This window comes from Bifidobacterium jacchi (assembly GCF_009078285.1).
GTDB classification, from domain to species: domain Bacteria; phylum Actinomycetota; class Actinomycetes; order Actinomycetales; family Bifidobacteriaceae; genus Bifidobacterium; species Bifidobacterium jacchi.
Genome location: NZ_RQSP01000023.1, coordinates 11,933 through 33,380 on the forward strand (window position 1 = coordinate 11,933; position 21,448 = coordinate 33,380).

Consider the following 21,448-nt stretch of genomic DNA (forward strand, 5'->3'; position numbering starts at 1 on the left):
GCGAACCATAGGGCACGCGGTGCCGCTTCGGCATGTGATGCCGTTTCATAGGTGAGGTTTACTCTGAATATGCCCGATGTCTTTGATGCTGCCGCCAGTTCTGCCACAGCCGATGCCGAGTCGGCCGGAGCTAGGCCGGTGTCCGTGCGCGCCCGCGATTGGGGTTGGCGGCACAGCACGCGCCGCGACTTCGCGCTTCGGCACATCGATTTCGACATTCGCCCCGGCGAACGGGTGCTGTTGCTCGGTGCATCCGGTGCCGGCAAATCCACGCTGATGGCCGGTCTTGCCGGCGTGCTCGGCGGCGATGACGAGGGCGAGGAGGAGGGCGGCCTGACCTTGGACGGCGTGCCGGCGCGCGATGCGCGGGGCCGTGCCGGCCTGGTGCTGCAGGACCCGGATTCGCAGATCATCCTTGAGCGCGTCGGCGACGATACGGCGTTCGGCTGCGAGAATCTGGCCGTGCCGCGCGAGGAGACATGGCGGCGCGTGCGCGAATCGCTCGCTTTGGTCGGATTGGACGAGCTTGACCAGTCGCGTTCGACCTCGCATCTGTCGGGCGGGCAGCGGCAGCGTCTTGCGCTGGCCGGCGTGCTGGCGATGCGTCCCGGCCTGCTGCTGCTCGACGAGCCGACCGCCAACCTCGACCCGGAGGGCGTGCACGAGGTGCATGATGCGGTGGCCGATGTGCTCAGACGGACCGGCGAGACGATGATCGTCGTCGAACACCATATCGACGTGTGGCTGGATCTGATCGACCGGGTCATCGTGCTCGGTCGGCCGAAGCCCGGCGAACATACCGCGGGCGTGATCGCGGACGGTAGTCCCGATCGGGTGTTTCGCGAGATGTCGGATGTGCTGGCCGCGGGCGGCGCGTGGGTGCCGGGTCGCAGGATTCCGACCGAGTACCGCCGACTCGGCTCGACGCTCGATACCGCGTCGGCGGTTTCCGCTGAGTCGGCTGCCATCGCTGCGTCCACTGCCAACGCCGGGTCGGCTCCAACAGCTGGGTCTGCGATGTCCGACATGTCGGTTCACACGACTGCGCAGACGGATCGCAGTCGTGGGAAGGCTCAATCCAGTGAGCCGCTGTTGTTCACGCAGGATCTGTCGTTCGGACGCGGCACGCCTCTCGGCGAGCATGTCGATCTTGCATTCCACGGTGGTACCGTGTATGCGCTCATGGGCCCGAACGGCGCGGGAAAATCAACGTTGGCGCTGACGCTTGCCGGTCTGCTCAAACCATTGGACGGTCATGTGCGCGTGTGCGACGCGATCGCGCCGAAGAACCCGAAGTCAGGCGATGAGCCGTTTGGCTGGCGCAGTCGCGAGCTGCTGGGACGCGTGGGCATGGTGTTTCAGGAGCCGGAACACCAGTTCGCGGCCAACACCGTGCGCGACGAGGTGGCTCTGGGACCCAAGGGCATGGGTCGCGACGACGAGGAGGCGTATCGCATCGCCGATCGCATGCTGGAACGGCTCGGTCTGGCCCGCTTCGCCCGCGCCAACCCGTACACGCTGTCGGGAGGGGAGAAGCGGCGGCTTTCGGTCGCCTCGATGCTGGCCGCCGCCCCCAGGGTGCTCATCATGGACGAGCCGACCTTCGGTCAGGATTTCGCCACATGGACCGAGATGGTCCGTCTGATCGCCATCGCGCGTGACGAGGGTTCGGCAGTCGTCATGGTCACCCACGATGAGGCGCTGGTCGAGGCGCTGGATGCGACGCGCATCGAGTTTCGCGAGGATGGCATCGTCGGCGAATCAGTCGCATCCGTCGAGAAATCATTTGCATCCGCTGAGAAATCCGCGGAAATCGAAAAGCCAGCCGCCCAGTCCACTGCCGAATCCGCTGCCGAATCAGCCGTCGAACCGGCCGCATTCGGCGCCGCCGACGCCGCCCACGTCAACCAAAGGACCGCCGATCATTCGCATGCCAGCGGCGATCGCATCGTCCACGTCTCGCCGCCGTCGCAGCGCCACGAGCCGGCCAAGCCGGCCTCGCCGTCATGGTTCGTCGCCCGCATCAACCCGGTGAGCCGCTTCATCATGGGACTCGTGCTGTGCATCCCCATGTTCTTCAGTCTTGATGTGGTCAGCGCCTCCGTGGCGCTGGGCTTGGAGCTGGCGCTGCTGTGGATCGGCGGCATCGCGCCGTGGACCGTGTGCCGCCGCACCTGGCCGGTATGGATCGCCGCATGCGGCGGGTTCCTTTCGGTGGCGCTCTACGGCAAGGCGTTCGGAGCCGTGTATTTCGATTTCGGCGTGATTCACGTCACGCAGGGGTCGGTGTATTTCGCCACGGCGACGTTCCTGCGCGTGCTGGCGATCGCCACGCCGTCCGTGGTGCTGGCGTTCGGTCTCGATCCGACCGATCTGGCCGACGGGCTCGTGCAGATTCTCCGTCTGTCGCCGCGATTCGTCTACGGCGGCTTGGCCGGCGTGCGCATGTTCACGCTCCTGACCGAGGATTGGCGCGCGCTTGGCCTGTCGCGGCGATCACGCGGTCTTGGCGACGAGAACGCGGTCCGGCGCGCGTTCTCGCAGGCGTTCGGTCTGCTGGTGCTTTCGATTCGTCGCGCCACGCGCCTCGCCACGGCGATGGAGGCGCGCGGATTCGGCGGCGACGGGCCGCGCACGAACGCGAGAATCTCGCGTCTGCACGCGGCCGACTGGGTGTCGTATGCGATCGCCGTGATCATTCCGACCGCCGCGCTGACCGCCGCCGCGCTGACCGGCTACTGGAATCAGCCGCTGTTCGCTGCGTAAAAATGGCCGGCGATGCCAGCCGATGCCAGCCGATGCCAGCCAATGCAAGGCCGAGGCGCGGCCGGAACCATCACTTGGCGCGCCGTTCGGCGTGCCGGTGTGATTCAGCCGCGCATTACCGGCGATTGCGCCGCAGCGGCGCCAGTTCGAACACCTCGTCGGAGGCTGCCGCCACCTCGGGGCTGTGCGTCACGATGATCACGCAGCGGTTCTGCTCATGGGCGAGGGAGCGGAAGATCGACATGATGTCCTCCTGCGTGGCGATGTCGAGATTGCCGGTCGGCTCGTCGGCGACGATGATGCGCGGATCGTAGCCGAGCGCCCGCGCGATCGCCACACGCTGCTGCTCGCCGCCCGACAGATGCAGGATGCGCTCGTTCGCATAGTCGGCCGGCAGATGCACCTCGGCGAGCAGATCGCTGGCGATCTGCTTCTTCGGCTTGTCGAATCGCTTGCCTGAGGCGTCCATCGACAAGGTGATGTTCTCCGCGACCGTCAGCGCGGGCAGCAGATTGAAGCTTTGAAAGATCACGCCGATGTCGTGGCTGCGGTAGCGGTAGCGATCCTGCCTGGCGAGATCGTTGCCGTCGTAGAGCACTCGCCCCTCGGTGGGCTTCGCCAGCCCGCAGATCAGCGACAGCAGCGTGGTCTTGCCCGCGCCGGACGGTCCGGTGATCGAATACACCTTGCCCGTCTCGAACGTATGGCTGATGCCGTGCAGCACCTTCTTGCCGCCTTTCGCGTAGGCGTAGCTGACGTTGTCGAGCTCAAGTATCGGCGCCGTCGCGCTGTGGGCTGCGCTGTGGGGTGCGCTGTTGGCTGCGCTGTTGGTTGACGTGTCGTTTCCTGCCGACTGAGTGGTTGGCTGTTCGGTCGGACTCTCGGTCGGACGCACGGTGTCGTCCGCAGCCGTCGTATTCGCTGTTGCCTGTGTCATGATGATCCTTTGTTGTTGCTGTTGTTCTGATTCCCGGTTGCGATTGCGATTTGCGATTATTCGCGCATTGCTCGCGATGATGGGCTGCCGCTGGTTGCAATCGGTGCCGATTGATGGCTGTGTCGTCTGCTACGAGCGGTCGGCGAGGATCTGCAGCGGCTCGTATCGCATCACGAACACGACCGCGACGAGCGCCGCCACGAGCGTCAATCCCAATCCGATGAGCAGCAGCTGGCCGACGACCTTGAGATTGACCGTCGCGTTGACCGTGGAGACGTAGTCCACGGCGCGGGTCATCATGCCGCCAGGTCCACCCTGCTGCCGCCCGTTCGCCGGTGTCTGGGCGCCGCCGTTTGCGGCATTGCCGGTGTTGCCGTCGCTGTTGGAATCGGAATTCGACGTGTCCGCCGAATCGCTGGAGGAGTCGTTCGACGATGCGCCTCCCGGTGCGCCGGGCCCCTGCATGTCGCGGCCGAACTGCGCATTCTGGCTCGATGCCTGCGATTCCTGCTGGGCGACCTGCGCCGACAGCAGCTGGTTCGACACCGGCACCGATGCGGCCGCACCGCCGGCCACGCCGATCGCAAGGCCGATCATCGTCACGACGAGCAGCTCGAATGTGAACTGGGCCGCCACCTTGACCTTCTTCACGCCGATCGCGGTGAGCACGCCGACCTCGTATTTGCGTTCGCGCACGTTGAACAGCGTGATGACCACGATCACGACCGCGCCCACGCCCAGCACGATGAGCAGCAGCGTCAATGCGAACTGCGAGAGGTTGTCGAGCGGCACGAGGCTTGACTCGTACTGTTCGACGTCGGTGGACGAGACGGTGTAGTCGTCGCTCAGTCCCGCCTTGGCCACGTCCTTGACGAACGTCTCATAGTCGTCCTTGCCGGAGAACACGTAGGTGTAGCTCAGCTGCGCCGCGGCGCGCTCGGTGGTGTCGCCGTTGGAGTCGGTCGTCTCCAGGGTCGAGTCGGAGTCGAGGCCGAGCTTGGCGAGCGTGGAGACGGACGTGTAGATGGCATTCGCCGGGTCCGACGAGGTCGATCGCATCGGGCCGCCCATCTGACCGGTCGAATCCGACGTGTTCTCGTAGATGCCGACGATGGTGAGCGTGTAGGTGGTGTCCTCGTCGGAGACGTTCTCGACGGTGAATGTGTCGCCGACCTTGAGTCCGTTGAAGTCGGCGAGCTCCTTGGAGATGATCACGTCACCGTCCGAGTCGGAGTCGTATCCGAACACCTCGCCGCTGCTCATTGTGAACGTGCCGTTGGCCGCGTTGGCGACCGCCTCGTCGGAGGAGAATCCGATCAGCGAGAAGTCGCCGCTGGACTGCATCATGCCGCCCATGCCGCCGCGGCCGCCCGCCTGATCGCCGCCCATGTCGCCACCGGGCTGCTGGCCGCCGTCGTTCGGCTGGGCGGTGTTGGAGTTGGTGTCGGTGCTGCTGGAATCGCTGTCGCTTGACGACGTTGCAGCCGACGAGCTGGAGTCCTCGACCGGCTGGAAGTCGTCGGTTTCGTTGACCGACGAGGTCTGCGTGTAGTAGGTCGATTTCACGGCCGACGACGCCTTGGCGTACTTTTCGTAGTCGGCCAGCGTCAGCTGTTTGCCCTCCAATGACTCGCGCATGGCGTCGAAGTCGGGCCGCCCGCTCGAATCGGAGTCGGATGAGCTGGAGTCGGATGTCTGGCTGCTGATCTCGCTGATCGCCTTGCTGCGGTCGAAGCTGATCTGCGCGGTGATGGTCGAGTTCTCCAGGCCGGTTTCGCGGGCGTTGTCCGCCGCCTGGCGGATGGCGAGTCCGATGGTCGCCGCCGCCGCGATGATGGCGACGATGATGGCGACGAGAATATTGCGCCCTTTGTTGCGTATGACGTTGCGCCATGCGTTCTTCACTACGAACATTGATGGTCCTTTGATGATTCGTATCGTTGTCTGACCGCTGAGACCGGTCCGATACCGTTCATGGAACCGCGGGTTCGTGGCAGGGCGCTGGGGTGACGCTTGGATGCGTCTGGTTAGGTGATGCGATGATCGTGGATAAATGCTGAATGAAAGCTTGACGTCGCACTGTGGTGGGGCGTTGTGATGGAGGGTGCTGTGCTGGGGTGCGGCTACTGCGCGATGCCGAGGGCCTTCATCAGTGAGGCGACGTGTCCTTTGGCGCGCACGTTGTAGCGGGCCAGCACGATGCGTCCATCCGGATCGATCACCATGGTCGATCGGATCGCGCCGACGTGCGTCTTGCCGTACAGCTTGCGTTCGCCCCATGCCGCATAGGCGCGATGCACGGTGAAATCCGGATCGCTCAGCAGCGGGAAGGTCAGCTGGTCGCGCTCGGCGAACCTGCGCAGCTTGTCCAGCGGGTCCTTCGATACGCCGATCACCTGGTATCCGTAGGCGGTGAGTCGTGCAAGATTGTCGCGGAAGTCGCACGCCTCGGTCGTGCATCCCGGCGTCATCGCGGCCGGATAGAAGTACAGCACGATGCGCTTGCCCTGTGACAGCGCGGTGTCCAGATCGATCGTGATCTCGCCGCCGTCGGGTGCGATGCCCGGCAGTGAGAATCGCGGTGCCACGTCGCCGATCTCCAGTCGCTTCGGCATGGGCGCGTCGTTCTGCGGTGCGTTATTGTTCGGCGTGTCGTTCTGTGCCGCATTGCTTGATGCCGCATTGCTTGATGCCGCATTGCCTGATGGTTGAATCATGCCTCCATAGTAGAGGCTTGTGTCGCCCCGGCGCAGCCACGCTGCGCATTGTGACCGATAACACCGAATCGCGTGGCTGTACTCGGGCGTTCAACACAACGGCCAGAACAAGCCCGATCAGTCCACGTCCGGAAACGGGGCGAACGATGCGCATGATACCGGTGCCGATGCTGCGGCCGGTGACACGGCACGCAGACTCTCGTCCACGGGATCATCGTCCAGCGCAGTCGCATTGATGATGGCGCTCGCGCTGCTGGCCGCCGCCGGTGCGGTCGCGGCCGTGCGTCACACGGCGCGGGGTCGTGGTGTGTCGCAGCACTTCGACTGATACGGTGGATTGCAGGGTCGCGCGTGCGGCCATGCACCGGAGGCTCCGGTGCCGACTCGCTTGAGGTGCGCATGATGCGCGTATGCATGCATGGTGTGCGCCTCAAGCGGGTGAACCGACGGTGAAACGGGGGATTGGCATGGCACTCAAGCTTGACGGATTGGCGTTTCTGCGGGATTTGCGCGCATTCAAAGCCACGTTCCAGATGGCCGTTTCGGGGAACGCCCCCGATTGGAACGAGCTGACCGATGACGGGCACGGTCAGGCGGTCACCTTCGACATGGCTGCGTTCTCGCAATGCCGAAAGGTGTTCGGAGACGGAGGCTTCACCGATGCGCTGATGCAGGCGATGATCGGTGGCGACGAGGCTTTCGTCGAGCGTTGCGCCGACCTGCTCGAGGCGGTCCGTGAGGCGGTGCGCGAATCCGGTCTGCTCGGCTGGATCGTCGCCGCGCTCATGGACGCCGATCGTTCGCTGAACTCGGGCACGGCATCGGCGTTCATGATCGACAGCGACTTCACGCCCAACGACGACTATGATGCGCTTGACGATGACGAAGCCGACGCGATGCTGAACGACATGCTTGACTTCAGCGACCAGATTCGCAGATTGGCGGCGCATCTGGTGCTTGTCTATGGCACCGACGCGGAGGACGACATCGAAACGGCCCGATTGCTGCTTGCCGACGACGATGCCGCGGGCATCCGGCGTCTGGTCGATGCGCAGGCGCGTGTGGACCAGCTCACCGACGAGACCGTGGGCAAGATCTACGATCTGTTCGGCATCGATCCCAAGGCCTGCGACAGTCAGGCGGCGCTTACGCGTGACGGTGACCGACGTGCGAACTCGGAGCGTGAGCAGGATCCCGCATATCGCATGCCGCTTGACGAGCGGGTCGTCATTGCGGGCGGCCTCGGCGACGAGGATCTGCTGGACATGCTTCCCTCGCTCGCCTTGGATGCTGGCAAGCCGGTCGAATTCGAGGATGTCGATCGTCGCTACCTGTACGATGCGCAGAAGGCGGCAGCCTCGTTGCAGGCCATCTTCGATTCCGATGATCCTGATGAGGATTTCGAGAACGGCCTGATCGACGACGATGACATCGATCCCGATTCGATCTGGGCGAATCGCGCCTATGTGTGGCATCGCGTCGAGTCGATGTTCGGACCGATGATCGCAGTGTCGATGGACAACGCCGTGCTCGACGACGATGAGGACGCGTTCTCCCGCTATCTTGCCAACATGCAGTTCGCCGTCGATCTGGTGCAGCGCGTCGGTCTGCCGATGATGCCGGTCGTGCTGCTGTCGGCGGTGTCGGGCGCCGTGGACACCGAAGACATGGAGGGCGACGAGCTGCGCTCGCATATGCAGTATTGCCGCCGTCTGGGGGCGTCGCTCGCCGTGGTGGTGCTCGAATACGTCGAGGATCCTGCTCTGGCGGCGCCGCTCGCCTGCGCGCTGATCGATGCGAATCTGAATGAATGCTCGCGGCTGCTGGCGCCGTGGTATGGCGATGACGACGACTTCGACCTTGCCGATGCCGATGATGCCGGCATCGCCGAGGCCTTTGAGGGCGACGACATCGATGCCGAGTGACGACGCCGGCCGACGCCGACCGACGCCGGCCCGAGTAAGGGGGCCGACGTCGGCAGCGGCGGCCGGCGGCTCAGCAGTGCTCGCGCATCCATTCGAGGCATAGACGCGTCTGCTGCGCGTCGGACAGAGCCCGATGCTCCTCGACGTCGGCGATGTCGAATCGCACGATGAGGTCGGCGAGCCGGTGACGTCGCTCCCCGGGGAACAGCTGGCGGCTGAGCTTCAGCGTGTCAAGTACCGGATTCGGCACGTCGTGATGCAGCAGCAGCATCGATGACGAGCGGATGAACTGCATGTCGAACGCGGCGATGTTGTGTCCGACCAGCACATCGTCGCCGCACCAGTCCAGAAACTCGGGCAGCGCCCGATCGAGCGTCGGCTCATCCGCGAGCATCGCCGGCGTGATGCCGGTCAGGCGCGTGATGAACGCACTGACCGGACGGGCCGGGTCGACCAGTTGCTGGAACGTCGCCACCGGTTTGCGATTGCGCACGCGCACCGCTCCGAATTCGATGATCGTGTCGCGCTGCCAGCTGACGCCGGTGGTCTCCAGATCGAGCGTGACATAGTCATCCGGCAGGCTCAGGGTCATCGGTCAGCTCCGTTTCCGCTATGGTTTCCTATGGTTTCCTATGGTTTCCTATGGTTTTCCGCTATGGTAGGGTCGCGAGCGCGGCCCGCGCTCGTGCGCATGCCCACGTTTACGCCTGGTGGTGCGCCTGGAATCACGCATTGGCATCACGTATGACGGCGCGCTTGGATCAGCGGTATATCATCATAGCGGCATGCCATGATGGATGCGGGCGAAGGATGCCGGCGACTGGGTGCGGATGCCGGACGCGAAACGGAACGGAGGACCATGGGTCATATCGTCGCAGGACTTGTCGCACATGTCGATGCGGGCAAGACCACGCTGTCCGAGGCGCTGCTGTATGCCACCGGAACGATACGCAGACTCGGCCGCGTCGATCACGGCGACGCGTTCCTCGATACGGATGCGATGGAACGTGCGCGCGGCATCACCATCTTCAGCGAGCCGGCCATCATCCGTGTCGGCGATCTTGACGTGACGCTGCTGGACACGCCCGGACATGTCGATTTCGCCGCCGAGACCGAACGCACGCTGAGCGTGCTCGATTACGCGATCCTGGTCGTCTCCGCCGCGGATGGCGTGCAGGGTCACACGGCGACGCTATGGCGGCTGCTGGCGCGCTACCAGGTGCCCACGTTCCTGTTCGTCAACAAGATGGATGCCCCCGGCGCCGATCGCGCGTCGTTGCTCGCCCAGCTGAGGCGGCGCTTCGGCGACGGCGTGGTCGATTTCGAGAATGCCGACATGACGCCCGAACGCTGCGAGGACATCGCGATGCAGGATGAGGCCGCGATGGATGCGCTGCTTGCCGACGGCATGATGCCGGACGACATCATCCGGCGGCTGATCGCGCAGCGGCGCGTATTCCCCTGCTACTGGGGGTCCGCGCTCTCCATGGACGGCGTGGACGCGCTGCTTGCAGGGTTTGAACGATTCGCGCGCACGCCGCAATACGATGACGCCGGCGCATTCGGCGCGCGCGTGTACAAGATTTCGCATGACGCGCAGGGCAACCGGCTGACGTGGCTCAAGGTCACCTCGGGCAGGCTGCGCGCCAAGATGATGCTGACGAATCGCCGCGACGCCGCTGACGACGGTGACGACGGTGGCATCGGTGGCGACGGTGGTCGTGCGGAACGGCGCATGCTCGGCTTCGATCAGGAGCCGAATGCGCAGCCGTGGAGCGAGAAGGCCGATCAGGTGCGCCTGTATTCCGGCGCGCGATTCGCCGTGGCGGAGGAGGCCGCCGCCGGTACGATAGCGGCGGTGACGGGACTTACGCACACGTTCCCCGGTGAGGGGCTCGGCAGCGAGGCCGATGCCGGGCAGCCGAGCCTGCAGCCGGTGCTGTCGTATACCGTGCTGACGAACGGCAACGACGTGCATCGATGCCTGACCGCACTGCGTGAGCTGGATGACGAGGACCCGCTGCTGCATGTGGAATGGGTGTCGCGTCTCGGCGAGATCCGCGTTCAGCTGATGGGCGAGGTGCAGCTGGAGATCATCCGTCAGATCCTGCATGACCGGTTCTCGCTGGACATCGGGTTCGGGCCCGGCGGCATCCTCTACCGTGAAACGGTCACGCAGGCGGTCGAGGGCGTCGGACATTTCGAGCCGCTGCGGCACTATGCCGAGGCGCATGTGCTCATCGAGCCGGGGGAGCCGGGCAGTGGCGTGCACATCGCCAGCGCGTGCGGCGAGGATGTGCTCGCGCGCGCATGGCAGCATCTGGTGCTGACCCATTTGGGCGAGCGCGAGCATCTGGGCGTGCTGATCGGCGCTCCGCTGACCGATGTGCGGCTCACGCTCGTGACCGGGCGCGGCCACGAGAAGCACACCGAGGGCGGCGATTTTCGGCAGGCGACCTATCGCGCCGTCCGACAGGGGCTGATGATGGCGCGCGCGGCCGGCGACGTCTCGCGATTCGACTCCGATTCGGACGATAATGATGGCGCGCGTGCGACCGACGTATCCGCGGATGCGCAGGAAGCCGACGCGCGCGGCGGCGGCGCAAGTGGGTTTGGCGCGCGCGGCGGCGGTGATTCGGATGCGAACGCTGCCTCCGGTGAGGGCTTCGGCCTGTTCGCCGCAGCCGATCGGGGCTGGTGCGTGCTGCTTGAACCGTGGTATCGGTTCCGATTGGAGATTCCCAGCGGCATGGTCGGACGCGCCATGTCGGACGTGCAGCGGATGAGCGGCACCTTCGAGCCGGCGCTGATCGACGGCGATGATGCGGTGCTCGTCGGGGATTGCCCGGTGTCGAGCATGCGCGACTATGCGATGGACGTCAACGCCTATACGCATGGGCTCGGGCGGCTCTCATGCTCGTTCGGCGGCTACCGGCCATGTCATGACGCCGACGAGGTGATACGTCGTGAGGCGTACGATCCGCAATCCGATCTGGACAATACGCCCGATTCGGTCTTCTGCGCCCACGGAGCCGGCTACCCGGTCAAGTGGTACCGGGTGCCCGACTTCATGCACATGCCCTACGCCACCGACTGGAACGCGCGGTGATGATCGCGCCCGCGCGCGATCGCCACATCAGGAGAGCGCGATGCGATCGATGTCGGCGAGCTCCTCGTCGCTGAACTCGGTGTTGCGCAGCGCGCCGATGTTGTCGAGGATCTGCTGGGGCTTCGACGCGCCGGCGAGCACGCTGGTCACCGCATCGTCGTGCAGCAGCCAGGCAAGGCTCATCTCGGCGAGCGTCTGACCGCGGCGCCTGGCGATCTCGTTGAGCGCGACGATTTTGCCGTGCACGCGTTCGACATCCGACTCATGCAGGAACCGAGGGTCGTGGGCGACGCGCGAGTCCGCCGGAATGCCATCCAGATAGCGGTCGGTCAGCAGTCCCTGCGCCAGCGGGCAGAACGTGATGAGTCCCTTGCCGAGCCGCTTGGCGGTGTCCTTCAGCCCGTTGCGTTCCACCGTGCGGTCGAGGATGTTGTACTTGTTCTGGTTGATGACGAACGGCACGTGCAGTTCATCGAGAATGGCCGATGCCTGCTCCAGCCGTTCGCCGTCATAGTTGGAAAGACCCACATACAGCGCCTTGCCGCTGGTCACCGCCTGCGCAAGCGCTCCCATCGTCTCCTGAAGCGGGGTTTCGGGGTCGGGACGGTGATGGTAGAACACGTCCACGTAGTCGAGTCCGAGACGGCTCAGGCTCTGGTCGAGCGAGGCGAGCAGATACTTGCGGCTTCCATGATCGCCGTAGGGGCCCGCCCACATCTCGTATCCGGCCTTGGTCGAGATGACCAGCTCGTCGCGGTGCGCGGCGAAATAGCGGTGGATGAGACGACCGGCGTTGCGTTCCGCGGCACCCGGTTCGGGACCGTAGTTGTTGGCCAGATCGAAGTGGGTGATGCCGTGGTCGAACGCGGTGAAGGCGAGCGCCTTCATCTGCTCGAATGGTGTGATGTCGCCGAAGTTGTGCCAGAAGCCAAGCGAGATCGCCGGCAGCTTCAGTCCGCTTGTGCCGCATCGGTTGTACCGCATGCCGTCGTATCGGTCCGCTGCCGGCTCATAGTGGGATGTCGCCTCGAACATGGTCGCTCCAATCCTGTGTGCCTTGCGTATCCTGTGTCTGAATGCCCGGTGCGCCGCACGGACTGCCTGCGGTGCACGCTGCCTTCGTCGCGGTCGGTTCGTTCCGGCCGACGCCGATGGCCGCCACACGTTGCCGTGCCGCGCATGATTGCGTTGCCAATGCCATCCTACGCCATGTTGGCATCATCGCGCTGCGCCCCGGGAAGTCGCGTGATTCGTCTGGCGGATGCGGCGATCGCATCGAGCGCGCCGAGCAGCGTCATCAGCGCCAACGGATAGAGATAGCGATGCTGCATGCCGTCGGCCACGTCCATCCAATCCGGCGTGTACTGAAGCCACAACGCCAGATACATCGCGGCGATGGTGGCGGCCGCCGCCGCGAACGACGCCCACCAGAACACGGCGAGCCGTCCGGTGATCGCACGCGTGGTCGTGGCGAGCGCCAGCATGATCAGCGATGCGGCGAACACGATCAGGCACATGCCGATGAGTCGCGAATCGGATGCCCGATCGAGATTCGCCCGTGCCGTCACGATCGCGCGCGCCACGTATCCGATCACCCGCATGCCAAGCCCGGGATCGGTCAGCAATGCGTGCTTGCGCGCCGTCATATGCGCATAGGTCACATTGACCGGCATCGTCGTATACCAGTCGTTGAGCCGCATCCATACGGCGAGCAGCGTCAGCGGCGCCACGGTGCCGACCGCGGCGAGCGCCGCCAGCCGGCACCGGCGCTGCCGCAGCAGCCGCACACGTCGCCATGTCGGGTTTTCCTCGAGATGCAACGCGGATTGCCGCGCGCAATCCCGCGGCTGCGTCGGCTTGCGATCGGTCGCCGACGGGCGCGGCATCGCCATCCGCGACTGCGTCCAGACTGCCAGCGGCACCATAAGGATCAGCGGCGCGTAGATGAACTTGCAGCATGCCAGCAGCATGGCGACACCGCCAAGCCCGGCGACGAAACGCAGCCGCACCGGCCGAGTGGCGACCCGCAGCAGCATCGCGGTGAGCAGTGTCACCGTGCACTGGGTGAGCGAGTCGGCGGAGATCGCGAACGCGCTGTTCGACGCCGCCGTCACCGCGGTCAGCAGCAGTGTTGCGGGAATGCGCCACCGGGGCAGCGCCGCCACCGCAAGACCGGTCATCAGCGCATAGACCGCCAGCATCAGCGTCTGCGCGAGCCGATACGTGACGGCGGTCGGCAGACCAAGCGCACGACCGGCCGCGAATCCGGCCAGTTGGGGAAGATAGGCGACGGGCGTGTAGACGGCCGTGTTGTTGTACGGTAGATCGACGGTGCGCGCATCCGAACGCGTGATCGTGTCCGGCCACGCCACCGCCGGATCATGATGATCGTATTCGCGTATCGAATAGTCAAGCCATGAACGGTCCACCGCACCCCCCACATTGCCGTGGACCATCGGATGAAGCTCGCTGCGCGAGGAGACCGGTCGGGCGATCACATCGCCGTTGAGGATGCCGCTGATGCGATAGGTGTGCGCCCAGACGTCCGACGTGTGCCCGGGCGCGGTGGAGAGCATGACCATGCCGCCGGCGAGCAGCGCGCATAGGGCCGCGATGATCGGCATCAGGCGGAGTGCGGCCGCGATCAGGCGGCTGCGGCGAGTGGCTGAGAGGATCACGACACCATTGTAGGCATCGGCGTGTCGCCATGTTTCGCGGCTGTGCGCAGTCGGCTTGCGCATGTCGGCAAACCGTGGTTTTGCAACGGTTGAGAGCGGTCTATAAGAAACGGGTATGCCGCTCGGCTTGCATAGGCGCGGCAGCGGGCGATAGCGTCGTATCAGACGCGGACTCCACCGGGGAATCCGCCCGAAACGATCCCAGGGGGTGCTTATGACGAGGTTCAATACCCAGCTGGTCCACGGACTGCCGGTCGGCGACAACACGACCGGAGCCGTGAACCCGCCTATCTACAACTCATCCACGTATGCTTTCGAATCGGTCGAGTCCATGCCCCGCTGGGACTACGCTCGCAGCGGCAACCCCACGAGGGAGTTCCTCGAACGCCAGATCGCGCAGCTCGAACACGGCACGCGCGGCTTCGCCTTCGCGTCGGGGCTCGCCGCCATCCATGCGACGCTGTCGATCTTCCGTCCCGGCGACCGGATCGTCGTCGGCCGCAACATCTACGGCGGCACGTATTCGCTGTTCAACGAGTACTTCGCCGACCGCGGGCTTCTGTTCGACGCCGTGGACACCGCCGATCCCGAGGCGCTCGACGCGGCAGTGTCCGGAAGCGGGCGCGGCAGTGGCGGCGCGGACGTGCCGCCGGCGAAGGCGGTGTACTTCGAGACGCTCACCAATCCGCTCATCGAGGTCAACAACGTGCGGGCCATCAGCGCGATCGCGCACCGTTACGGGGCGCTCTCGATCGTCGACAACACGTTCGTCACGCCGTACCTTCAGCGTCCGCTCGATCTGGGTGCCGACGTGGTCATCCATTCCGCCACCAAGTATCTCGCCGGCCACTCCGAAGTGAACGCCGGGCTGGTGGTCGTGCTGTCCGAGGACGTGGGCCGCGGCATCTACTTCGCGCAGAACCGCTTCGGCGGCGTGCTTGCGCCGACGGAGTGCAATGACGTCCGCCGCGGCATCCAGACGCTGGCGCTGCGCATGGACCGTCAGCAGTCGAACGCGCAGTCGATCGCCGAATACCTGCTGGTTCATCCGCTGGTCAGAACGGTGCACTATCCGGGCATCCGAGCCGATCGCAACCGGCTGCTCGCCGAGAACGGGCTCAAGGGCTTCGGCGGCGTGCTCTCGTTCGAGGTGGTTCCGGGCGTCGATCCGGCGGTCGTGCTCGACAATCTGCATGTGTTCCGACTCGCGGTGAGTCTGGGCGCGGTGGAGAGTCTTGCCGAGCTGCCGTGTCGCATGACGCATTTCGAGCTTCCGCGCGCCGAACGGCTCAAGGTCGGCATCACCGATCAGCTCATCCGACTTGCCATCGGCATCGAGGATGTGGTGGATCTGATCGAGGATCTCGGTCAGGCCTTCGACAAGGCGTATGATGCGCTGGATGCGGATGCGTTGCAGGCGGATGCGGATGCGCGCGATATCCGCGAGATGGCGGCCGGTCTGGTCGCCTGAATCATCGTGCGTGCACCATCTCGTGCGCATCATGGTGAATCTGCATCATCGCAATCATGTGAATCATGTGAATCATGCAAATCATGTAAATCTGCGTTATCGCGCAATCATCGATAGGGAAGAGTGATATGGCGGGATTCGGCACACAGGCCATCCATGCGGGCTACGATGCGAAGGGCAATGACGACGCGGTGAGCGTGCCGATCTACGCCTCGGCGGCGTTCGACTTGGAGAACGCGGTGCGAGGCCGCGATCTGGCCGCCGGCATCGAGAACGGCTTCGAATACTCCCGTGTGGCCAATCCCACGGTGGACGCCTTGGAACGTCGCATCGCCGCTTTGGAGGGAGGCGTTGGCGCGGTGGCGGTGTCCAGCGGCATGGCGGCGGTGACGTATGCGCTGATGTGCGCGGGGGAGGGCGGCGGCCGCATCGTCGCCTCGCGTGATCTCTATGGCGCCTCGGTCGATGCGCTGGGCGATTTTCTGCCCCAGTTCGGCATCCATTGCGATTTTGTGGACGACATCAACGATCTTGATGAGGTCGGCGCGCTCATCGGCCCGGATACGCGGGCGATCTTCGCCGAAACCGTCGCCAATCCCAGCACCCGCATCACCGACATCGAGCCGTTGGCGGCGCTCGCCCATCGCCACGGCGTCGCCCTGATCGTCGACAACACGATTCCAACGCCCTATCTGCTGCGGCCGATCGAATTCGGCGCGGACATCGTCGTGCATTCCACGACGAAGGGCATCACCGGGCACGGCAATGCGATCGGCGGCGTCATCGTCGATGCGGGTCGCTTCGACTGGGCGAACGGTCGTTTCGCGCAGTTCACCACGCCGCAGCAGGTCATCGCCGACGAGACGGGCAGGTCGGTCAGCTTCGCCGCGCGATTCGCAGATCAGGCGTTTCTTCGCCGCATCCGCATCAAGTATCTGCGTACGTTCGGCGCGGTCGCCAGCCCGTTCAACGCCTATCTGACGCTGCTCGGCCTGGAGACGCTTCCCCAGCGCGTCGCACGTCAGGTCGAGACCGCCACGCGCGTGGCGCGTCATCTGACCCGCGTCGCGCATGTCGTCAAAGTCAACTATTCGGGACTCGGCAACACGCCGCAGTTCGCTCTGGCCGCCAAGTACTTTCCGCGCGGCGTCGGTCAGGTGCTCTCGTTCCTCGTCGATGGGGACGCGAGCAACGTGCGGCGCATCCTCGACGGCACGCGGCTGTTCTCGTATGTGCCCAACATCGGCGATGCGCGATCGCTCATCGTGGACCCGGCGAACATCACGCACCGCGAGGTTCCGGCCCAGACGCGTCTGGCGGCTGGAGTGTCCGACAACCTCATACGCCTCTCGATCGGACTTGAGGATGCGGACGATCTGATCGCCGACCTCGATCAGGCCATAGCCGGCGCCTACTGAGCCGCTTGCTCCGCGCCGCTCACTCCTTGATGAACGTGCCTCCGGTGGTCGAGGTGAGCTTCTGCCTGTTGATGTCGCTCGCCTTGTCGGAACCGGACGACGAGTCGATCTCGGATGTCGATTGCCCCGGCGGGATGTAGGCGAGCGTATCCTCGCCGTCATACCATGAGAACGAGGTGTTGCCCAGATCCTTGTACGAGTTCGCCTCATACGGATAGCTGCCGTACAGGTCGCCGTTCACAAACAGATCGTAGCTGCAGTCGGCGCGCAAGGTGATGCGCATCGTGCCGTTGAGCTGCACGTAGTCGCCGGTGAGCGCCGCGCAGCGGTTCTTGTCGGCCGCCTTCTTGGCATCCTCCTTGGCCTTCTTCTCGTCGTCGGTCTTCTTCTTGACCGACTTGTTGACGGCATCCATCGCGCTGTCGAGCTGATCGGACGCCTGTTGGATCGCCGTCTGGCTGTCGGCGGTCGAATCGTTGACCAGCGCGCTTGCCTGCACGATCGCCTCCTGCAGCGCGGTGCGCGTATCCTCGTCGGCGACCTTGCCGTTCGAGGAGTCGAACAGGCTCTGCGCCGCGTCGCGTTTGGCTGACAGGGTGGTCTGCTCGTCTTCGATCGTCTTGCGCTCCTGGGACTTGTCGACCGACGACACCGCGCTGGCGATGGCCTTGATGCGCGAGTTCTGATCGTTGGTCGCGCGGCGGATGCTCTGCGTGGCCTGGGAGATCGCCGCGGTGTCGGCGGAGCCGTCGCATTCGATCACGTTCTTGAGGGAGTCGGGTTCCTTGATGGCGTTGTTGAGCGTGTCGAGCGTCGCCGAATCGGCCACCGACGAGGAATCCAGGCCGGCGGAGTCCCGAGCAGCCGCCGCGGCGTCGTCCGCCTTGGCAGTGACGCTTGACAGCTCGTCGTAGGCGCTGCGGCAGTCCGACAGCGCGCGTGCATGATTCGATGCCATCCACCACCACAGCGTGCCTCCCAGCATGAGGATGATGGCCAGAATCGCGCCGATGATCGCTGCGAACACGCGCGGATTGAAACCGGCCGGTCCGTCGTCCGGATCGTCGACGTTCGCTCCGGCGCCTCCATTGCGATCGGCGAAGTCGGACATGGACGACAACGCGTCGAACTCGCCGGTGTCTTCCGCCGACGTCGGCTCTCCGGCGGCCGGAGGAATGCTGACGGGCATCGCCGCCGGTGCCGCCGGTGTGGCGGGCATGGTCGGCGCGATGGCCGGCGGCATCACCGACGTGGCGGATCCCGCGCCGGTGGCGGCCGCATGCATGGTGCCTGACGCGTCGAACGGCGGCAAAGGGGCGATGTTTCCGGTGACGCTCAGGTCATCGCCAAAGGCACCGGCTGGCTGCGTCTCCTCGGCGACTGGAGTCGGCGTCGTCGTTTGCATCGCCAACGGTTGCGGTGTCGGTTGCGGTTGCAGTTGCGGTGCCGGCAGCGGCACCGGTGGAATCGACGGCTGCGATGCCGCGGTCTGTTCAGGTGCCGTGGTGGCGACCGCTTCCGGTGACGGGTGCAGCAGGGGAATGAATCCGTCGAGCGGGGGAATGTCCAGCGCTGATTCATCCAACACTGATTCGTCCAGCGCCGTGTCGTCCGGCGCCGAATCGACATGAGCGTCACCGGGATGCACATCGCCGGATTGCACGGCGAAGGATGATGCATAAGCGGGCTGCGCCTCCGCTGACCGCGGCTGAGCCGCCGCCGAGGCGGTGTGATCACCCTGACCGGGCAGAGGAACGGTCAGCAGCGGCGCTCCGCAGGAGGGGCATGACGATGCATTCGACGGGCATGCGACGCCACAGGACGGACAACGTCGTTCATTCGGATGCGGTTGAGATGACATGGCACCCTCGCTTTCTCTTGACGGCCATTGTACGGCCGGGTGAGAGACAAACGTCTTCACGGCTCATCCACGCCGTGTTCATCTTGCATCCGTCGCGTCCCCGCCCGTCGTGAGTGCGAGTTGCTACGATTGAGATACGGGCTGTGACGAGAACGATCATGGCCTCATACTCATAGGAGGGGAACATGGACGTCCTTATTGCCGCCGCCGTCGTGGCGGTGCTCGTCATCATCGTGCTCATCGCCCTGCTGTTCATCGTGCCGCAGCAGCAGGCGTACATCATCGAACGATTCGGCAAGTTCCACGCGGTTCGCTTCGCCGGCATCCACGCGAAAATCCCGTTCGTCGATCGCATCGCGATGAAGACCAACATGCGCGTCTCCCAGCTCAACGTGCAGCTGGAGACCAAGACGCTCGACAACGTGTTCGTCACCGTCGTGGCGAGCACCCAGTTCCGCGTCAATCCGGAGAACGTGGCCACCGCATACTACGAGCTGCGCGACCCGGCCGGCCAGCTGCGCAGCTACATGGAGGACGCGCTGCGCTCCGCCATCCCCGCGCTGACCCTCGACGACGCCTTCGCCCGCAAGGACGACGTCGCCGCAGACGTGCAGAAGACCGTCGGCAACGAAATGGCACGCTTCGGCTTCACCGTGGTCAAGACCCTCATCACCGCAATCGATCCGAGCCCGCAGGTCAAGAACGCGATGGACTCCATCAACGCCGCCCAGCGCGAGAAGGAGGCCACCCGCCAGCGCGCCGAGGCCCAGCGCATCCAGATCGAAACCCAGGCCGCAGCCGAAGCCGAGAAGACACGCCTCCAGGGCGAAGGCCAGGCCAACTACCGTCGCGAGATCGCCAACGGCATCGTCGACCAGATCAAGAGCCTGCAGGCGGTCGGCATGAACATCAACGACGTCAACAACGTCGTGCTGTTCAACCAGTACCTCGACGTGATGCGCTCGCTGTCCGAATCCGACAACACGAAGACGGTCGTGCTGCCGGCCTCCACTCCGGGAGGATACGAGGATCTGTACAATCAGGTCACCAAGGCCATGCTCACGGCCTCGCAGACCAAGTAGCGTCGATCAGCGGCCCGAGTGCCGCCATGCGGCCTACAATGGCCGTATGAGCACACTGAGCACACTGATCGTCAACTGCCTGCCGCTGACCGACAAGGAGCGGCAGGCATTTCTTGAGGCAACCGAATCAACCGACGTGCGGCAGGAATTCGTCGGCCGACCCATCCAGCGCGGCATGATGGGATGGAAGGCCGAAGTACCGCAGGAGCTGCGCGCCGAAGCCACGGCCGTGATCGGCAACATACCGCCCAGCCAGTGCCCGCAGTATTCCCGGCTGCAATGGCTCCAGACGTGGAGCGCAGGCGTGGACGCCTACCTTAAGCCGGGAGTGCTGCCCGACTCGGTCACGCTGACCAATGCGACCGGAGCCTACGGGCAGTCCGTGGCCGAGCACATGTTCGCGGCCATGTGGGCGCTCATGCGCAATCTGCCGATGTACGCCCGTGCGCAAAGCGAGGCCCGCTGGCATGATCTGGGAGCGGCGCTCACACCGGCCGGCGCGACGGCGCTCATCATCGGCACCGGCGACATCGGCTCCCATTTCGCAACGCTATGCAAGGCGGCCGGCGCGCATACCGTGGGCATTCGCAGGGATCCGACCAGACCGGCGGACGGCATCGACGACATGCACGGATTCGCCGACCTCGACGCACTGCTGTCACAAGCCGACATCATCGCGCTCGCCGTCCCCGCGGCGGCCGATACGACCCATCTGATCGATCAGCGCCGCCTGTTCTCCCTCAAATCAACCGCCGTGCTCATCAACGCCGGCCGAGGAAGCGCAGTGGACTGCCGTGCGCTCGCCGAGGCGCTCGCCGCCGATCAGCTGCACGGCGCCGCGCTCGACGTGACCGAACCGGAACCGCTGCCCGCAGACCATCCGCTGTGGCGGGAACCGCACTGCCTGATCACCCCGCATGTGGCCGGCGGCAACCATCTCAAGGCGACCGAGGACCGTATCATCGCCATCGCGCTCGACAACGTGCGGCGCTACGCCCACGGCGAGCCGCTGCGCAACGTGAGGCGCTGAGTGTTTGAGTGTTGGTGACTGGGGTGACGATGACTGGGGTGACGGTGACGAAGACTGCAAAGGACACGGAAGCGGGGAAGGGCGCCGCTTCGGGGAGGGACGGCGCTTCGAGGAAGGGCGCCGCGACGGAGACGGCAGATGGCGGCGATGATGAGATTCGCATGCATGTGATCGTGACCGGCCTGGTGCAGGGCGTGGGATTCCGCTATTTCACGGTGATGCAGGCACGCGGCATCGGCGTCGGCGGATGGGTGCGCAACCTCAACGACGGGTCCGTCGAAGTCGAGGTGCAGGGCGGGCGTCTGGCGGTCGCCAAGCTGCTGTCATGGCTTAAGGTCGGGCCGAAATGGGCCCACGTGGAGAGCATCGACGCTCGGCCGCTGCCGCCGATCCCGTCCCGTCATGACCGATTCCGGGTCTTCAACGAACGCTAATCCGCCGGATTCCGGTGTTG

15 protein-coding genes are annotated in these 21,448 nt (G+C 65.1%); 8 read left to right on the forward strand and 7 right to left on the reverse strand.

Features of this window, described 5'->3' with window-relative positions:
* Positions 1 to 69: 69 nt before the first annotated feature.
* Complete coding sequence (locus EHS19_RS07010; RefSeq protein WP_151917061.1) at positions 70 to 2,766, forward strand: ATP-binding cassette domain-containing protein; 2,697 nt, start codon at positions 70 to 72, stop codon at positions 2,764 to 2,766.
* 115 nt (positions 2,767 to 2,881) lie between these two features.
* Here the strand turns inward: EHS19_RS07010 and EHS19_RS07015 are convergent, their stop codons facing one another.
* The 3 genes from EHS19_RS07015 to EHS19_RS07025 form a co-directional block, all read right to left on the reverse strand.
* Positions 2,882 to 3,703, reverse strand: a complete 822-nt coding sequence (locus tag EHS19_RS07015; RefSeq protein WP_151917062.1) for an ABC transporter ATP-binding protein — start codon at positions 3,701 to 3,703, stop codon at positions 2,882 to 2,884.
* Positions 3,704 to 3,832: 129 nt separating this feature from the next.
* The gene (locus EHS19_RS07020) at positions 3,833 to 5,617 is read right to left on the reverse strand and encodes an ABC transporter permease (protein ID WP_151917063.1); all 1,785 of its coding nucleotides are present in this window, start codon (positions 5,615 to 5,617) and stop codon (positions 3,833 to 3,835) included.
* 209 nt (positions 5,618 to 5,826) lie between these two features.
* A complete protein-coding gene (locus tag EHS19_RS07025; protein ID WP_151917085.1) occupies positions 5,827 to 6,318 on the reverse strand; it encodes a peroxiredoxin in 492 nt (163 codons plus the stop codon).
* Positions 6,319 to 6,887: 569 nt separating this feature from the next.
* Here EHS19_RS07025 and EHS19_RS07030 point away from each other — a divergent pair.
* Positions 6,888 to 8,345: a hypothetical protein gene (locus tag EHS19_RS07030; protein ID WP_151917064.1), complete on the forward strand. Its 1,458-nt coding sequence runs from the start codon at positions 6,888 to 6,890 to the stop codon at positions 8,343 to 8,345.
* A 70-nt stretch (positions 8,346 to 8,415) separates the two neighbouring features.
* On the opposite strand, the gene EHS19_RS07035 is transcribed toward EHS19_RS07030, so the two are convergent.
* The gene (locus EHS19_RS07035) at positions 8,416 to 8,937 is read right to left on the reverse strand and encodes a 3'-5' exonuclease (RefSeq protein WP_151917065.1); all 522 of its coding nucleotides are present in this window, start codon (positions 8,935 to 8,937) and stop codon (positions 8,416 to 8,418) included.
* A gap of 267 nt (positions 8,938 to 9,204) precedes the next feature.
* On the opposite strand from EHS19_RS07035, the gene EHS19_RS07040 reads away from it, so the two are divergent.
* Positions 9,205 to 11,454: an elongation factor G gene (locus EHS19_RS07040; RefSeq protein ID WP_151917066.1), complete on the forward strand. Its 2,250-nt coding sequence runs from the start codon at positions 9,205 to 9,207 to the stop codon at positions 11,452 to 11,454.
* 27 nt (positions 11,455 to 11,481) lie between these two features.
* Here the strand turns inward: EHS19_RS07040 and EHS19_RS07045 are convergent, their stop codons facing one another.
* Positions 11,482 to 12,489 carry an aldo/keto reductase gene (locus EHS19_RS07045; RefSeq protein ID WP_151917067.1) on the reverse strand — a complete coding sequence of 336 codons (1,008 nt, stop codon included), beginning with the start codon at positions 12,487 to 12,489 and terminating at the stop codon, positions 11,482 to 11,484.
* A 167-nt stretch (positions 12,490 to 12,656) separates the two neighbouring features.
* Positions 12,657 to 14,132, reverse strand: coding sequence for a DUF2142 domain-containing protein (locus tag EHS19_RS07050; protein WP_175578359.1), 1,476 nt, complete (start codon positions 14,130 to 14,132; stop codon positions 12,657 to 12,659).
* 214 nt (positions 14,133 to 14,346) lie between these two features.
* Between EHS19_RS07050 and EHS19_RS07055 the strand changes: the two genes are divergently transcribed.
* Positions 14,347 to 15,603, forward strand: a complete 1,257-nt coding sequence (locus EHS19_RS07055; protein ID WP_151917069.1) for a trans-sulfuration enzyme family protein — start codon at positions 14,347 to 14,349, stop codon at positions 15,601 to 15,603.
* A 128-nt stretch (positions 15,604 to 15,731) separates the two neighbouring features.
* The gene (locus tag EHS19_RS07060; RefSeq protein WP_151917070.1) at positions 15,732 to 17,021 is read left to right on the forward strand and encodes an O-acetylhomoserine aminocarboxypropyltransferase/cysteine synthase family protein; all 1,290 of its coding nucleotides are present in this window, start codon (positions 15,732 to 15,734) and stop codon (positions 17,019 to 17,021) included.
* Positions 17,022 to 17,040: 19 nt separating this feature from the next.
* On the opposite strand, the gene EHS19_RS07065 is transcribed toward EHS19_RS07060, so the two are convergent.
* On the reverse strand, positions 17,041 to 18,882 hold the full coding sequence (locus EHS19_RS07065) for a zinc ribbon domain-containing protein (protein ID WP_151917071.1): 1,842 nt from the start codon (positions 18,880 to 18,882) through the stop codon (positions 17,041 to 17,043).
* 185 nt (positions 18,883 to 19,067) lie between these two features.
* Between EHS19_RS07065 and EHS19_RS07070 the strand changes: the two genes are divergently transcribed.
* From EHS19_RS07070 to EHS19_RS07080, 3 genes are all read left to right on the forward strand, one after another.
* On the forward strand, positions 19,068 to 19,964 hold the full coding sequence (locus EHS19_RS07070; RefSeq protein WP_151917072.1) for an SPFH domain-containing protein: 897 nt from the start codon (positions 19,068 to 19,070) through the stop codon (positions 19,962 to 19,964).
* A 46-nt stretch (positions 19,965 to 20,010) separates the two neighbouring features.
* Positions 20,011 to 20,994: a D-2-hydroxyacid dehydrogenase gene (locus EHS19_RS07075; protein ID WP_151917073.1), complete on the forward strand. Its 984-nt coding sequence runs from the start codon at positions 20,011 to 20,013 to the stop codon at positions 20,992 to 20,994.
* A 161-nt stretch (positions 20,995 to 21,155) separates the two neighbouring features.
* Positions 21,156 to 21,428 carry an acylphosphatase gene (locus EHS19_RS07080; protein WP_241677140.1) on the forward strand — a complete coding sequence of 91 codons (273 nt, stop codon included), beginning with the start codon at positions 21,156 to 21,158 and terminating at the stop codon, positions 21,426 to 21,428.
* Positions 21,429 to 21,448 lie beyond the last annotated feature (20 nt).